Consider the following 13,150-nt stretch of genomic DNA (forward strand, 5'->3'; position numbering starts at 1 on the left):
TCGGATCCTTTCCTTTTTATTCACTAAAGAGTAAAAATGACATCCATCTGATTTAGATGTGAAAATACGTTATTGTTGTAATATAAGATCCTCTCTGATACGTAAATTTGGGATAGATTTCAGCAATGACTAGATGATGTTGAACAGTATGATTTGTTGGAGGTTTGAAAAAATAAAAAGAAGGATTATTCTTTCTCGAACCCTTCTCGGTGTAACCAGTAATATGTTACCTTATCAGCTGGAATCCAAATTGTTTCAGTACCTGCATCGATTACAATCTCTTTTCGCGAGTCTTCAAAGGTAACATTGTGTTTATGCAGTTCGATTTTTTCTCCAGTATCGATTCGAATCATCAATTCACCGTTTTTTTCAACACTGGATTTTATTGCATTATAGTCTGCCATAGTATGTTCATGAAGACTGTGTTATTTAAAAGAAATCTTTACCTGAGATATAATCTCGATTCAAATGGTGCCTTCCTGAAAGTGCTTTCATTTGTTAGAACACTGTAACACAGAGTAAAAAATTCATTATTTCTTGATTTTAGTATTTTTTTTAAAGAATATGGCTATTGTTTGTTGAAAAGAACATAAGATCCTATACACTAAGAACAACATGGCAAAATCATTAGGGGATTATAATATTGAACAATCTTCATCATCTGATTTTAAAAATATCAAATGGACCAAAAAAAGCACATTAGATAAAAAACCAAAAAATACCAAGAAAACAAAAAAAATTTCTCCTACTAATATAATTGCAAAACAAAATCAAAGTACAAACTCTGTCAAAAAAATTTACAAAATTAAAAATGACTCTACTGATGATCTAAACAACAATCCATCCCTCTTGGATAAAAAATCACAATTAGCTTCTGCTTCAAATTGTAATATTATGCCGAGTTTTAAGAGACCTGCTCGATGACTTTTTAATTTTTAAATTCATCAATATGCTTAAGTTTCTACTTCTTTTAGTTATAGTGTGAAACTAGGTATCAAGCTTTTGATAATTGGTGTGATTGCAATTCTTGTACAGGTATTTGGCAATCTTTTGTTTTAAATTATAATTCATGAAATTTGATGATTTCTCATCAAACCTCATGGTGTGTTAGGTGATATCTATTTCAAAATTTGTATTTAACCCAAATGGATGATTTCTCTGTGGTTTCATGATGCACACTTTATTTCTCTTAAGATAATTTCCTAGCCTCAAAATCGTCGAAGCCCTTATTTCCAACTTGTTTAAATCTGATATGAATAATAATGGTAAAAAACTATTGGGAAAAACGCTTCAAAAAAGAACTCATTGAAGAAGAAGACAAGCTCAAACAAGAAATCGAAGAGGCGGTAAGAAAAAAACTAAATTCTATATCTGACGATGAATCCTAGTCTTCATGAACATGCAAACCATCATCTCTTAATTCTAGGGTGTGAATATGTTGGCTGTGTTCAATTCCACGTAATTTTGTAATTTTGATGGTTCGTTTTATCTCATTGTTTATGATTTGATTGTCTAATTGAATTATTCCAGACGTTGCAAAACCTTCCAATGGTGTTTTGTCGTTTTCAGAGACTTCTGAAAGAAGTAAACTTGTCACTCCAAAATTTCCCAAGGCTTGAAGCATCCCTTGTAATCCCTGTCTCATGTAAAATTTATCCGAGTATTGCATTTGAAGAATTGAGATTGAATCAATCACGACTCGTTTTGCATTAATTTTTTTTATGCTATTTAAAATAAATTTTGTTAAATGCTCAAATGCAATCTGTTCTCCTCTGTATAGTGAATCATCTCTTTCAATTGATTTTTCTTTAATTTTAAATGGTCTTAAATCAGCCATCAAAATTTTTCCATTATGAATTAATTTCTCAATATCCCATCCAAATGATTTACAGTCGTTCTTTATTTCCTCAATATTTTGAGCCAAAGATAGGTACACCCCAGGCTCATCAAACTCTTTTGCTCCTGAATAAATATATTGTAATCCCAATGTTGTTTTTCCACTACCTGGAGGACCTGAAATTAATACTGAACTATTTTTTTTGAAGCCTGCTGATAAAAATAAATCAAAACCTGGAATGCCTGTTTTTACAATGCCAATTGTTTTTTTCTTTGATCTGATTTGTGGCTTGAATGTTACAAAAAATAATGATGCTCCACAAATACCCACAATTGCAGTTATTACTTCTCCTACAAGAAAATATGTTGTTCCAACTAATGATACTAGTAATCCTCCAGTAAAGATCATTTGAGGGTATGATGTTTTTGATTTAACAATTTTCTTTGGTTGTATTCTGTCTGGAATTTTTTCAATTTTTTGTTGATGTGTTGTTTTGATTATTGGGATTTTTTCAAAGCATTTGTCATGAAACCAAAAACTGTTTTTTCTAATTGATTTGGAATCTAGTTTAATTTGCATCTCGCAATGATGGCATTTTACCAAATCTTCTGATAAACTGTTCTCGATAATTTTTTTATCTTCACATGCTTCAATTACTGGTTCACACAACTTTATCATTCTATCAATATACAAATAATCTGATTTTGGCAATTGTACATTTTTTTGTAGCTTTTCAATAATGTATTGTGTTCGACCGTAATCCCCATAATCCTTTTCAAGACTTTCTTTTAGCTTGAAAACAATTTGATCTAAATCCAATAGTTACAGATTATGTATTTTCAAGTAATGAGTTATGAATAATCAAAATTCTCTTTAGAGTCAATTATTTGTGCGATCAGAATTGGATTTGGATTGAAAATTGATCTATTATTCTTAACCTTTGAATTCACGTATGTTAATTTCTATTTGGAAATATCATGAATCCTTCATATTTTTGATGAATCTGAATATCTTGCTAATTTTGCCTTTGATGTTGATCATGTCTGTAAGCCTCTTTCCTACTTCGTTTGCTTCTGTTGAATCTGAAGCCCAAGAAGATATTCAAGCTGGTTGTAGAGAAGGTCAGATTTTGATACATAGGTTAACCCACCAAGATTATGTCTGTGTTGATCCTTCAACTGCAATATCTTGGGAACGTTTGGGAATCGCTGAAATCATTTATTCAGTCAGTTCTAATGAAATTGATGAATTTCCATTATCTGACATACAATTAGAAGATCTAGAAACTTCTTTGCCCATTAATGAATCTGATGAATTAATAGAAAAATCTGAAACTATTTCTGAAATAAAAACTAATCTTGATAATGCTGGTACTTTAGGTGACTCTGTTGAAACACAACTTTCAAATTATCCTCAAATATTTTCACTCGATGATCATATTTGGTTAATTGTTGATTCTCTTGGAACACAAAGTATCATTATCGAAGGTGATGATGGATTAATTGTTATTGATACTCCAAATTCATATGACTCTACAAAGAAAGTGTTTGAAGAATTAAACGAATTTCCTAACAAAGATGTGAAACATATTATTCTTACTCGAAATCATACCGGTGTCATTAATTCTGTAAATGCTTTATTAGAAGAAGGTGACGGAAATGTGGAAATTATCATTCCTGAAACATTGTTAGAATATTTTAAAGCATCTTCAGATTGGACTTTCCAAAACACTATTACATTTGACTCAGAGTTTACAATTAATACTGATCTTAATATGGAATTGATTTTTGCTGATGGCAATATCAGTCATCAAACATACATTTTTTTGTCTGACTATGACAGTCTAATTATTGGTGATAGCGTGTATGGTGTTGCTCCTTTCATCCTGCGTTTTGAATATTTACAATCATTTTTTGACTTTGTAGATGTGTCTGAATAACAATATTTATTAGTTAACCTACCTAATATAGGTCGACCTACTAATGATGAGCCAATCAAAGCCTAATCCGGAAACACTTGAGCGTGAACGAGTTGTGTTTGAATTCATTAAAAATAATCCTAATCAACATCATAATGCCTTGATGAAAAAGATTGTTCCTCAATTTATGGCAAAAACAACCTTTGAGAAAACACGTGATTCGTTATTGGAAAAAGAAGTTATTTTTGTTAGGGCGGATGGCAACATGAAATTTTATACAGCTACAGAAAATTATGATCAAAAATTACAGCGTAGAATTGAGAGAAATACTACTATTGCCTATCATGATCTGAAATTAGAAATAAAACGCCTTGACATTGATTATTCTCATAAAACAATCGATGAAAAAATTTTAATTGTCGATACTCTTCTACAAAACTTGATTCGTACAGACAACGGTTTTACTATTTTGGATTCTATAAAAAATCCTAAAAAAACACTATATCGAGATGAACACCTTACAATTCAACAATTAATTCATCAAGTTTTATCTATAATTCGGAAAGATAAAGATTTTGAAATAGTTTTACCTTCAATTTCAAGTAATATGGAGATATACGTCCCTATCTTTCATAATACATGATGTACATCTAGTTATTATTCAAGTCTATTTCATTATACTTATGGGATTGTTGTATACTAAATTTTACATGGATTTTGATGACAGTGATTGGAAACAAACATCAAATAATCCAATTGTTTTTCAAACTCTAAAGAATAATGTTTCTCTGGAGATAGAAGATACGTCACATAAATCTTATAAATTAAATTTTAAAGAAGGAGGAAAACTAAATATGTTCCGAGTAACTGGGAAATTCCGTCTGACTTGGAATGATGATGATCTTTTGTAACTATATAAAATAATAATGGGTATTTGCAAAAGATCACATGTCTTTAAAAGAACAAATTGATTCTATTTTAGCTGATTTTGAACATGTTTCATCTAGTGAATTCATTGAAGTCTTAAATTCCATAAAACCCCATTTTAAAAATAAACTAATAGTGGAATATCTAGAAGGAAAAATTCAAAAAATAGAGAACATTCAAGACGAAAAAGAAAAATTGATTCAATGTAAAACACTACTTCCATATCTAGATTGGTATTTGCAAGGTTTGTAAATTATTCAGAAAATTGATTTATTTTTGATAATGCGATTTTAATTATTCCTAAATCTTTTCTAGCTTGTAACATATTTCCGACCAAATTTAAAAAATATTCATAACCTGTATCTTCTGCTTTGTGAATGTCTGATTCATAACAAGTAAGTGCTTTTTCTAAAAATGAAATGTCCTCATCAACAAAATTTACATCTTGAATATCTTTTAAACAATTGAGAATTTTTTTAATCATTTCATCTATCTTTGGAATTGTCTTCATTGCTTGTTGATTTAAAATTGATGCAAACATTGCTCCAGAATTTTTTAGCTCGGGACTATTATCAAGTGTTTTTAATCTGTTTTTATAATGATTTAATGATTTTACGATTATTTCATAACCTCCTTCATTTTTTAAATAAATTTCACCTAGCCAAATTTTTTCGGTCACATTAAAATTAATTTTGTTGTATTATTATAATTTATTTAACAATTTTTTCAATCAATTTATCTTTGTAATTTACTATTAATTCAAAATATGTGATATCCAATTCATTCATTTGTATATTCGCGCATTGATGGTTCATTTCTGTTAATCAGATATAGTAAAATCCCTGCTAAACCTACGCCCATCCCGCTTATCCCGACAAATGTACCTGTATTTTTAATCAGTCTTAATACTGGCTCTGTTTGACCTAATTCTATTGTGTAAAACAAAATAAGACCGCTGACAAACATAATTACTCCGATAATGATTACACCAAGCGCCATCTTCATATTCAAAGTAGATTTTTCTGATTAATAAATAACAAGAACAACAATACATCATTTCATTTAGCCTGATTTTTTGTTTTGACAATTCCAATCAAAAATCTCATTAATTTGTAGTGTTTTTCAGATCTAATCATCTAAAATTCATACATATGTGAATTTTTTTATAAAGTTATTTTTAGTAGATTAATTTAAAAATAATCGACAAGGTGATTTAATTACAAAATCTATCTCTATCCAAAACCCTATTTGAAATAGAGTCTTTAATTACTGATGGGGATGGGGATGTTGGAAGATTATATCATATTTCAGAATCTTTAAAAAACAATCGTTCTCTATATCACTCTGATAAAATATATCTTGAAAAAAAATTACATTCTTCATTTTCTGTTGAAGATGAGCCTGTACAGGAAAATACACTATTACCAAAAATTAAAAATCTAATTGACTCTGGAATTGGGGAACCTGGCAGATTACAATACATCTATGATGTTCTTTTAAACAATAAAACTTTGTATGATTCTGACTCTCAATACTTGGAGTCAAAATTAAAAATCGCAAACCAAGAATTCAAAATTACAAATAAAGAATCACATTTAGAAAATCATGAAATAAATTCTACTCAATTTGATAAGGAAATTATAACTACAACACATCCAGTTAAAATTAAAGGCACTCTGTCTAAAGGATGGCATGTAAATGTTGAACCTCAGATAGACGAAATTACTGAAAACATCAAAAATGAACAAAATAAGATTGAACAACAACAAAAAATCAATAATGAGATTTTGTTACAACGTAAAAATCTCTCTCAATTAATCACTCATAGACAAGAATACGATGAAAAAATAAAACAAGAAAAACTGTCTCTTGAATCTCAGATCAATGAAGAACGCAATAGAATTCAACTTCAAACAAAACTTTCTAATGAAATTATTTTACAAAAAGAAGAGCTAGTAAAAATAAAACAAGAAAAATTATTCATTGCCAAAAAAATAGAATCAGAAAAAATTAAAATTTCTAGAGACCTATTATTACAAAAAAAGCAACTTGTGCAGGCACAATTAGAACAGGAAAAAATTGAAAAACAAATACAAAATGAAAAAGAATTGCTAGCACAAATGGCCAATGATCAGAAATCTAGACTTTCAGTACAGGCTCAAATTGCGCACGAAATTATATCAAAACAATCTGAATTAGAAAAAACAAAGAAAGATTATGAGTATATTGTTTCACAAGTCAAAGAAGAAAAAGCAAAGTTTACAGAATCTGAGAAATTAAAAAAATTGATCAAAATCCAAGAACAGGATTTAATCAAAACTAAAAAAGAACGACTTGATCTCATTGATATTATTACAAAAGAAAAAGAATTGATTATTAAAAAAACTGAGGAAGAAAAATCAAAATTAAAATCTCAATCTGAATTGGCCAAACAATTGAAAAAAGAGGAAAAAATGTATGATACATTAAAGAAAAAACGAGAGAAATTAGAAATTCACATTAAAGCTAAAAATCAAAAACTAAAGGAAAAACAACAAATACTTAAAAATCAAATTTTAAAAAAAGATAAAGAATTGAAATTAGTCTCAAAAGTTACAGTGAAAAAATCTGCAAACAAACCTACAATACAAAAAACAAAATAACTATCTGATTTTAATTGTAATTTCCTCCTGTTCATTTGGAGATGTCGTTGTTATTGTATTGATATTTTGTTCTTCCTCTTTTTGTTCAATTATTGTTTAAGATTATCATGTTGTAGTTCAGTCTACATTCCTCATTTCAAGCATATTTTTTGCTTTTTTTAGGTGTAAAATCATGTTTAGTAACACCTATTTTGTTATCCAAAGCACTCTATTTTCTGGTGTAATGTTTACACCTGAATTTTTCATGAATTAACTATTTTTCCAATTCTAATGCTTTGAGGATGAATTCTCTTATACGATCTGAATTTTTTCAAAGAACTTTAAATTTATCCTGATGAATTATTTTTTTGACTGTTTCATAGCTTATATTTAGTAAATATTTTTTACTCACTCATGGCAGTTAAGAAAACAGGTCTTTTGCTAATAGTTCAAAAAATTATCCAACTTGATTCTAAAATGAGATTTGCCGCCATCATTGATCCTAAAGGTGAGATTAGAGAAGCAATAATGAAAGCAGGAAAAACAAGTCTAAAAACCCAAAAAGAAGAAGAGCATTTTTGTAAACAAGTTGCTCAAAGACGAGCCATGAGAAAAGAATTCGATAAATCTCTTGGCAAAGTAAGATATGTTCATGTTGAGAGAGAGAAAGTTTCTCAAATGGTAATTTATACAAAAAGAAATATTGTTTACTTTACTATGGAGCCTGAAATGCCAATTAATACAAAAATTCGATTAATTACAAAAATCAAAAAAATTACATCTAATCTTTAATCACAAATTTTTATCTCATGGCTTCTCACAAATATTTTGGTGATTCTAAAATGTTTGAGTTCGATAAATTTTATCGTGACTGTAAACAACAAAATAAACCGTTTATCAAAGCTAAAATCAATCCTGTCCATAAAAATTATTTTGTTCAAGTTGATTTAATGACCTGTGATTATAACTTGTCAAAAAAGACTCAAGATGAAATTGATAAATTAATCCACACTGAGATTGATTATGTGAATTTCAACTCAAAATATGCTTTTGAGGGATATAATATTGATAAAGAAATTGCCTGGTTTGATGGTGTATCTATTGAACACATTGATGATTTTTGTAATGCTCTTTATGATGTGATTGAAAAACTCCATTAAAATCGAATCAAATTTTTTAATATTTTATCGATTACTTGTATCTCTTCTTTTCTTTCTTTGATTGTATTTTTGTTCCATTCTTTTGCAAATTCTGACTGTTTGTCTATTTTTTCTAATGTTTCTACATATTTTATTAAATAAATTTTATAGTCGTGTAGTAAATCTAGATGTTTGTTGTGATTTTTTTCAGTTGGTGTAGCCATCCCACTCCTCTTTTTTAGTGTCTGGAAACATGTCCCTGATTCGTTTCTTGTCTTTCTCCATCGCATCAATTCTATTTTCAAGATGTTCTTTGATGGCAGGCTCGGACTCTTGATTTTTTTCATCTTGAATTTCTGAAATAGTCCTATTCAATGATCTGTAATATGAAATATGGTTTTTCTTTGATTCCTCAGTTATATCATCGTCTTTTACATCCATAGTTGTATAGTTTTTTTTGAAAATAAGTACTTGATTACTGATATCTGTTTACACTAATATTGAAATAAAATTAACAAAAAATATGAAAATTTTGATTGATGAAATGGATGATGGCTGGGATGACAAACTTCGTGAGTTAGGCTATGATGCTTACAGTGTAAAAAAATTACGATCTGATGGTCATAAATTAAGGACTGATTATTCTATCATAAGCTTTGCCAAAGAAAATGATATGATTCTTGTAACTCGTGATACTGAAAGTGGACAGGCATGTGAAGAAAATGATTTACCCTATATTTTGCTAGATAATAATGAAATTTTTAAACTAGTTTTAGAAAAACTAAAATCGCTAGTTTAAATTCTTTGAATCTGTATGCATCATTCTTAAATTAGCAAGAATTTCATTTAGAAAATTGCCTTCTTGTTGATGTGTTATATTATCCATAATTGCTTCCCAACAGTCATTTATCTTTCTAATAATTTGGGAGTACATTTTGTCTTTTTTAAATGTTGGATAATATGAAAGCATTTTCATGATTCCATCTGTTGATTGCACTATGTGTATTTGATGAATGACTGATCTTAATCTTTGATGAAATGAAAACCCTTCTTCTTTTATGATTTCATCAAAATTCACTATTTCTTCATAAACCATTTCTATCTCACTGTGCAAATCTTTGAGTTGATTGTTGACTGATTCAGATAGGTTGATCAGTTCATATTCTATATGTGCTCTACTGTGCACTTTTTTTTCTATCTCTCCTGCTTCTACTAGTGCACTAATTTCACGATACACTGTTTTTTCATTACCTACTTTTTCTATCACTCTTTTAGCAAGATCCGTACCTCTTGTTTTGCCATTTTCATTTAGAATTCTGATGATTTCAATTCTGATAATTTCTGAATTTTTATCCATTATTTTTTCCTACCCTTTACGTCTGATATTTTTCTAACACTACATTTTGCCCTAATTCGTTAATTTCTTTAACTATTTCTTCTAAAATCTCTATTCCTTTTTTAATTGGCTCTTTTTCTAAATTCTTGTATTCTAATTTTTGTTTTAACACCATTTTTTCATTATTTACAAAGCTCAAAAGAGTGACATTTTCACCCATGTTTAGATTTATAAAAAAATCGACATATTCTTGAATTGTTTTAATTGCCATGTGTGTTATTTTTTTATCCAGTATTTGTTTGAAGTCATACAAATTAAGTTTATTTACAATTTCGATGATCATCTAAATGTGGATGCCTGTGATAGGCGTGTAAATGCCTACAAAAATGGGAAAACCTTTGATCATTGTCGCAATATCGCCGAATCAATGAATCCTGATTTTAAACAACTCATTGAAGAGAAAGGCAAAGTATTGTGGACTGAGATTCTAGATATGGTAGATCATGATGAAATAATCTATAAACTCACACTAAAATTTTTACGTCGTGATGGTTATGATATTGGCAATCATAAAATTCCTGAAGTAAAGAAATTCTAGTTTGGATTTATTTTACAACTTCCATCCGTATTTCGTAATTTTTTTGCCATGATATACGGTGTCACAAGTAATATTGGTATTGAAATCGCAATGAACAATGTTTGTAACTGTGTTAATGCAATTGATAATGCTATTCCACTTGCGGTTCCAATAAATATTGATAAAAATGATCCTGCACATGTTGGACATGCAATGAACAGTCCTGCAATGGCTCCAACACTACTTGCACCTCTGCCTTTCTTAGAGATTGTGTATGCATTCACAGCAATTGCTGAGTTTAATCCTACCAAGTATGAAACAATAACTTGCAACACCAAATTTATTGGAATTATTTGTAATCCTATATGCTCTGTTAAGTATATGATTATTTTTGGCATATATCCTGGTCCATCACAACATGGGGCGATAAATCCTGATGGGATTGTAGCTCCGTAATGATATGAAAAATTAACTTCAGGTTGATATACTAGTGTTCCAGAAACCAGTGAAAAAAATATTCCATAACCGATAAATGTAATGACAAAAATTTTACGAGATTTTGAATTCCACGTTGTAAGCGCGATTATTGAAGATAGATCTTTTCCTTTGTTCTCCACTTTTTCTTTATGATATCTATACATTCCAAAAGCGATGCCTCCAAATGACACTGTTAGAATTATGTAAAATCCATACGCAATTCTTTGAATAGATTCAATTGCACTAGGTGTTAAAAGCTCTGGATCTTGATATCTTCCATACAGCAAAAAGATAATTGCTATTGTTACAAATCCTATAATGATTAATTTTTTTCCTTTATTGGTATTTTTGTCTGTTTTAATCATGATTTTGAATTTGTTTTTGCAAAATTAAATCCTGTCCTAACTTAGTTTAGGAACAAAAATGTATACTAGTGCAATAACTTCTAACCTTCCAAATATCGCCAAAAATGACAAAATTATTTTAGTAGCAGGATCTGTATCTATATCAATCACTCCGGCCGATAATCCTCCTGTTGTAATTACTCCCACTGCTTCAAAAAATGCTATTTGATATGACACTTCTTCTGCATATGCAAGATGCACTCCTGTTATTGCAGCAATAATGGGTAACAAAGCAATAATGATAAGAGTTGCAGTGAGATCTTTTTTTGCAGTACTTGATAATCCCTTTCTTCTTGCTTTGCTAAAAAATGCTTTACAGTCTTTCAAATGCATGATTCTGAATATTTTCAAGCCACCTGCAGTTGAAAATCCACATCCTCCAATCAACATCAGAATTATCAAAACAGAATGAGCTCCTCCATTTAGTCCTGCAAGACTTTCCATTTGAAGTCCTGCGGTGGTACTTGCTGACACTGAGTAAAATGCACTTTGTAACGGTTCTAGTCCGCTGATTGTAATGAATAAAATTGTTGCGCTACCTAATACAGCAAAATAAATTAAAACTTCTTTTCCAAGTTTTGGGGATAGGAATTTTTTTCTTACAAATGCATAATGGAATGTAAATGGTAATGCACCTAATATCATTGCTCCCATCAAAACCAATTCTTCTTGCCACAACAAATCATCTAAAATAGTTGATGTAGGCACAAATCCCCCTGTCGCAAGTGTACTCATTGCTAATGAAAAATTATCTAGAATATTTCTTTCACCAAATAAATACAATAACACTGCAACAATGACAATATACACTGTAAAAATTATTGTAATTGTGGAGAAAAGCTCTTTCATATGAAGAGTTTTTCCAGAAATAAAGCTACGCATTGATCGTAATTTTGATTCTGGATAAAACGCTGTAATTACCAAATAGATAAAACTCATTCCTCCTACAAGCTGTGTATAACTACGATAAAATGTGAAACTTTGAGAAAGTTTTTCTGGTTCGTCATAAAGTGATATTCCGCTGGTTGTAAATCCTGCAGCACTTGAGAAAAACGAATTGGCAAACATTTCTATTCCTGTAGAGTCATTTGGTTGAACATACAGATAAGGAACAGTTCCAAACAATGTTAGTAAGAATAGACTTGAAAATACTAGTATTGACGCCTGTTGAAGGTTGAGAGCCGCTTTTTCACCATAAGAATTTAGAAAAAATCCTGTTACAAGTAAAAGAACCGTGGTGAGATAAATTCCTGTGGCCGTAGTGGTGTCTTCTAAAATTGTCGCAACGATTGCTGGTACTAATAACAAAACTCCTGCAAACTGTAATACAAATCCTAAATTTCCTAATATTGCTTTTATTGGAGGGCTTAAATGACGTGGATTGGTTGCAGTTGCATCTCGTATTGCCGTTGCAATTGTTGTTTGAAAGATCATTCCAATCACCACGTTTTTCTTTGATACTACTGGAAGTTTTCTAATATGAGAATCTCTCATTTTGTGTAATGCATCTTGTAGTGTTGCTTTTTCATGAATTGTGATTAATGGGGTACTCATAATGTCTTTTAATACTGTATTTTCAGCAAATACTGTAGCATCACTAACTTTACTTAGAATGTCATCATCTGTTACAATTCCTACTGGGTTATTATTTTCATCAGTCACAATTATGTCATCTGTTTCATAATGTTGTAACATCCTTGTAGCTTCTCGTGTGTGTGTATTTTGATTTAAAGTTAGAAAATCATTATGCATGTATATTGAGACTAATTTGTTAAGTACATACGATACGGCTTGTTCTGGATTTGTTGACATTATGCTAAACACCGTTGGGGATTTTAAATAATTTGGGGTCAGGTATTACTGCGTGATCGTTTCAAAATGATTCTCTTTTTTCAACATGATCTTGTTTGCTAT

At 29.8% G+C, this 13,150-nt stretch carries 21 protein-coding genes; 11 read left to right on the forward strand and 10 right to left on the reverse strand.

Going from position 1 to position 13,150, the window contains the following annotated elements; all coding sequences use genetic code 11:
- Nucleotides 1-185: 185 nt before the first annotated feature.
- Nucleotides 186-404 carry a hypothetical protein gene (locus WDZ98_RS01820; protein ID WP_368058151.1) on the reverse strand — a complete coding sequence of 73 codons (219 nt, stop codon included), beginning with the start codon at nucleotides 402-404 and terminating at the stop codon, nucleotides 186-188.
- A gap of 211 nt (nucleotides 405-615) precedes the next feature.
- Between WDZ98_RS01820 and WDZ98_RS01825 the strand changes: the two genes are divergently transcribed.
- A complete protein-coding gene (locus WDZ98_RS01825; RefSeq protein WP_368058149.1) occupies nucleotides 616-924 on the forward strand; it encodes a hypothetical protein in 309 nt (102 codons plus the stop codon).
- 338 nt (nucleotides 925-1,262) lie between these two features.
- Entirely contained in the window at nucleotides 1,263-1,388 is a 126-nt protein-coding gene (locus WDZ98_RS01830; RefSeq protein WP_368058147.1) for a hypothetical protein, read from the forward strand.
- On the opposite strand, the gene WDZ98_RS01835 is transcribed toward WDZ98_RS01830, so the two are convergent.
- The gene (locus WDZ98_RS01835; protein WP_368058146.1) at nucleotides 1,385-2,656 is read right to left on the reverse strand and encodes an RAD55 family ATPase; all 1,272 of its coding nucleotides are present in this window, start codon (nucleotides 2,654-2,656) and stop codon (nucleotides 1,385-1,387) included. The two genes, WDZ98_RS01830 and WDZ98_RS01835, sit on opposite strands and share 4 nt — an antisense overlap.
- Before the next feature lie 220 nt (nucleotides 2,657-2,876).
- Here WDZ98_RS01835 and WDZ98_RS01840 point away from each other — a divergent pair, with 220 nt between their 5' ends.
- Genes WDZ98_RS01840 through WDZ98_RS01855 form a run of 4 tightly spaced genes read left to right on the forward strand, consistent with a single transcriptional unit; the run spans nucleotide 2,877 to nucleotide 4,934 of the window.
- Nucleotides 2,877-3,776, forward strand: a complete 900-nt coding sequence (locus tag WDZ98_RS01840) for a hypothetical protein (RefSeq protein WP_368058144.1) — start codon at nucleotides 2,877-2,879, stop codon at nucleotides 3,774-3,776.
- A gap of 43 nt (nucleotides 3,777-3,819) precedes the next feature.
- The gene (locus tag WDZ98_RS01845) at nucleotides 3,820-4,398 is read left to right on the forward strand and encodes a hypothetical protein (protein WP_368058142.1); all 579 of its coding nucleotides are present in this window, start codon (nucleotides 3,820-3,822) and stop codon (nucleotides 4,396-4,398) included.
- Nucleotides 4,399-4,438: 40 nt separating this feature from the next.
- Entirely contained in the window at nucleotides 4,439-4,666 is a 228-nt protein-coding gene (locus WDZ98_RS01850; protein WP_368060908.1) for a hypothetical protein, read from the forward strand.
- A gap of 37 nt (nucleotides 4,667-4,703) precedes the next feature.
- Nucleotides 4,704-4,934 carry a hypothetical protein gene (locus WDZ98_RS01855; RefSeq protein ID WP_368058138.1) on the forward strand — a complete coding sequence of 77 codons (231 nt, stop codon included), beginning with the start codon at nucleotides 4,704-4,706 and terminating at the stop codon, nucleotides 4,932-4,934.
- A gap of 1 nt (nucleotide 4,935) precedes the next feature.
- Here WDZ98_RS01855 and WDZ98_RS01860 read toward each other — a convergent pair whose 3' ends face one another.
- Together WDZ98_RS01860 and WDZ98_RS01865 are read right to left on the reverse strand one after the other, a co-directional pair.
- Nucleotides 4,936-5,361: a hypothetical protein gene (locus WDZ98_RS01860; RefSeq protein ID WP_368058136.1), complete on the reverse strand. Its 426-nt coding sequence runs from the start codon at nucleotides 5,359-5,361 to the stop codon at nucleotides 4,936-4,938.
- 101 nt (nucleotides 5,362-5,462) lie between these two features.
- Nucleotides 5,463-5,687: a hypothetical protein gene (locus WDZ98_RS01865; protein ID WP_368058134.1), complete on the reverse strand. Its 225-nt coding sequence runs from the start codon at nucleotides 5,685-5,687 to the stop codon at nucleotides 5,463-5,465.
- A 506-nt stretch (nucleotides 5,688-6,193) separates the two neighbouring features.
- Here WDZ98_RS01865 and WDZ98_RS01870 point away from each other — a divergent pair.
- The 3 genes from WDZ98_RS01870 to WDZ98_RS01880 all read left to right on the forward strand — a co-directional run bounded on the left by WDZ98_RS01870 (nucleotide 6,194) and on the right by WDZ98_RS01880 (nucleotide 8,463).
- A complete protein-coding gene (locus tag WDZ98_RS01870; protein WP_368058132.1) occupies nucleotides 6,194-7,324 on the forward strand; it encodes a hypothetical protein in 1,131 nt (376 codons plus the stop codon).
- Between the two features lie 393 nt (nucleotides 7,325-7,717).
- Complete coding sequence (locus WDZ98_RS01875; protein WP_368058130.1) at nucleotides 7,718-8,095, forward strand: DUF6659 family protein; 378 nt, start codon at nucleotides 7,718-7,720, stop codon at nucleotides 8,093-8,095.
- 50 nt (nucleotides 8,096-8,145) lie between these two features.
- Complete coding sequence (locus tag WDZ98_RS01880) at nucleotides 8,146-8,463, forward strand: hypothetical protein (RefSeq protein WP_368058128.1); 318 nt, start codon at nucleotides 8,146-8,148, stop codon at nucleotides 8,461-8,463.
- On the opposite strand, the gene WDZ98_RS01885 is transcribed toward WDZ98_RS01880, so the two are convergent.
- Nucleotides 8,460-8,666, reverse strand: a complete 207-nt coding sequence (locus WDZ98_RS01885) for a hypothetical protein (protein ID WP_368058126.1) — start codon at nucleotides 8,664-8,666, stop codon at nucleotides 8,460-8,462. The two genes, WDZ98_RS01880 and WDZ98_RS01885, sit on opposite strands and share 4 nt — an antisense overlap.
- On the reverse strand, nucleotides 8,650-8,883 hold the full coding sequence (locus WDZ98_RS01890; protein ID WP_368058124.1) for a hypothetical protein: 234 nt from the start codon (nucleotides 8,881-8,883) through the stop codon (nucleotides 8,650-8,652). The genes WDZ98_RS01885 and WDZ98_RS01890 overlap by 17 nt, the downstream gene beginning before the upstream one ends.
- Before the next feature lie 82 nt (nucleotides 8,884-8,965).
- On the opposite strand from WDZ98_RS01890, the gene WDZ98_RS01895 reads away from it, so the two are divergent.
- Nucleotides 8,966-9,241: a DUF5615 family PIN-like protein gene (locus WDZ98_RS01895; RefSeq protein WP_368058122.1), complete on the forward strand. Its 276-nt coding sequence runs from the start codon at nucleotides 8,966-8,968 to the stop codon at nucleotides 9,239-9,241.
- Here the strand turns inward: WDZ98_RS01895 and WDZ98_RS01900 are convergent.
- Nucleotides 9,233-9,799 (reverse strand): hypothetical protein, encoded by a 567-nt coding sequence (locus WDZ98_RS01900; RefSeq protein ID WP_368058120.1) that lies wholly within the window; start codon nucleotides 9,797-9,799, stop codon nucleotides 9,233-9,235. The genes WDZ98_RS01895 and WDZ98_RS01900 overlap by 9 nt on opposite strands.
- A 16-nt stretch (nucleotides 9,800-9,815) precedes the next feature.
- Nucleotides 9,816-10,049: a hypothetical protein gene (locus WDZ98_RS01905; RefSeq protein ID WP_368058118.1), complete on the reverse strand. Its 234-nt coding sequence runs from the start codon at nucleotides 10,047-10,049 to the stop codon at nucleotides 9,816-9,818.
- Between the two features lie 78 nt (nucleotides 10,050-10,127).
- Between WDZ98_RS01905 and WDZ98_RS01910 the strand changes: the two genes are divergently transcribed.
- A complete protein-coding gene (locus WDZ98_RS01910) occupies nucleotides 10,128-10,376 on the forward strand; it encodes a hypothetical protein (RefSeq protein ID WP_368058116.1) in 249 nt (82 codons plus the stop codon).
- Here the strand turns inward: WDZ98_RS01910 and WDZ98_RS01915 are convergent.
- Together WDZ98_RS01915 and WDZ98_RS01920 are read right to left on the reverse strand one after the other, a co-directional pair.
- The gene (locus WDZ98_RS01915; protein ID WP_368058114.1) at nucleotides 10,373-11,197 is read right to left on the reverse strand and encodes a hypothetical protein; all 825 of its coding nucleotides are present in this window, start codon (nucleotides 11,195-11,197) and stop codon (nucleotides 10,373-10,375) included. The two genes, WDZ98_RS01910 and WDZ98_RS01915, sit on opposite strands and share 4 nt — an antisense overlap.
- 36 nt (nucleotides 11,198-11,233) lie before the next feature.
- Nucleotides 11,234-13,048 carry a CBS domain-containing protein gene (locus tag WDZ98_RS01920; RefSeq protein ID WP_368058112.1) on the reverse strand — a complete coding sequence of 605 codons (1,815 nt, stop codon included), beginning with the start codon at nucleotides 13,046-13,048 and terminating at the stop codon, nucleotides 11,234-11,236.
- Between the last annotated feature and the right edge of the window lie 102 nt (nucleotides 13,049-13,150).

The organism is Candidatus Nitrosopumilus sp. (genome assembly GCF_040878665.1).
Taxonomy (GTDB): domain Archaea; phylum Thermoproteota; class Nitrososphaeria; order Nitrososphaerales; family Nitrosopumilaceae; genus Nitrosopumilus.

Excerpts from the sequence above, each read along its gene's own strand:
- WDZ98_RS01820 (WP_368058151.1), bottom strand. The coding sequence starts at position 404 with ATGGCAGACTATAATGCAATAAAATCCAGTGTTGAAAAAAACGGTGAA.
- WDZ98_RS01825 (WP_368058149.1), top strand. The coding sequence starts at position 616 with ATGGCAAAATCATTAGGGGATTATAATATTGAACAATCTTCATCATCT.
- WDZ98_RS01830 (WP_368058147.1), top strand. The coding sequence starts at position 1,263 with ATGGTAAAAAACTATTGGGAAAAACGCTTCAAAAAAGAACTCATTGAA.
- WDZ98_RS01840 (WP_368058144.1), top strand. The coding sequence starts at position 2,877 with ATGTCTGTAAGCCTCTTTCCTACTTCGTTTGCTTCTGTTGAATCTGAA.
- WDZ98_RS01845 (WP_368058142.1), top strand. The coding sequence starts at position 3,820 with ATGATGAGCCAATCAAAGCCTAATCCGGAAACACTTGAGCGTGAACGA.
- WDZ98_RS01850 (WP_368060908.1), top strand. The coding sequence starts at position 4,439 with ATGGGATTGTTGTATACTAAATTTTACATGGATTTTGATGACAGTGAT.
- WDZ98_RS01855 (WP_368058138.1), top strand. The coding sequence starts at position 4,704 with ATGTCTTTAAAAGAACAAATTGATTCTATTTTAGCTGATTTTGAACAT.
- WDZ98_RS01865 (WP_368058134.1), bottom strand. The coding sequence starts at position 5,687 with ATGAAGATGGCGCTTGGTGTAATCATTATCGGAGTAATTATGTTTGTC.
- WDZ98_RS01875 (WP_368058130.1), top strand. The coding sequence starts at position 7,718 with ATGGCAGTTAAGAAAACAGGTCTTTTGCTAATAGTTCAAAAAATTATC.
- WDZ98_RS01880 (WP_368058128.1), top strand. The coding sequence starts at position 8,146 with ATGTTTGAGTTCGATAAATTTTATCGTGACTGTAAACAACAAAATAAA.
- WDZ98_RS01885 (WP_368058126.1), bottom strand. The coding sequence starts at position 8,666 with ATGGCTACACCAACTGAAAAAAATCACAACAAACATCTAGATTTACTA.
- WDZ98_RS01890 (WP_368058124.1), bottom strand. The coding sequence starts at position 8,883 with ATGGATGTAAAAGACGATGATATAACTGAGGAATCAAAGAAAAACCAT.
- WDZ98_RS01895 (WP_368058122.1), top strand. The coding sequence starts at position 8,966 with ATGAAAATTTTGATTGATGAAATGGATGATGGCTGGGATGACAAACTT.
- WDZ98_RS01900 (WP_368058120.1), bottom strand. The coding sequence starts at position 9,799 with ATGGATAAAAATTCAGAAATTATCAGAATTGAAATCATCAGAATTCTA.
- WDZ98_RS01905 (WP_368058118.1), bottom strand. The coding sequence starts at position 10,049 with ATGGCAATTAAAACAATTCAAGAATATGTCGATTTTTTTATAAATCTA.
- WDZ98_RS01915 (WP_368058114.1), bottom strand. The coding sequence starts at position 11,197 with ATGATTAAAACAGACAAAAATACCAATAAAGGAAAAAAATTAATCATT.
- WDZ98_RS01920 (WP_368058112.1), bottom strand. The coding sequence starts at position 13,048 with ATGTCAACAAATCCAGAACAAGCCGTATCGTATGTACTTAACAAATTA.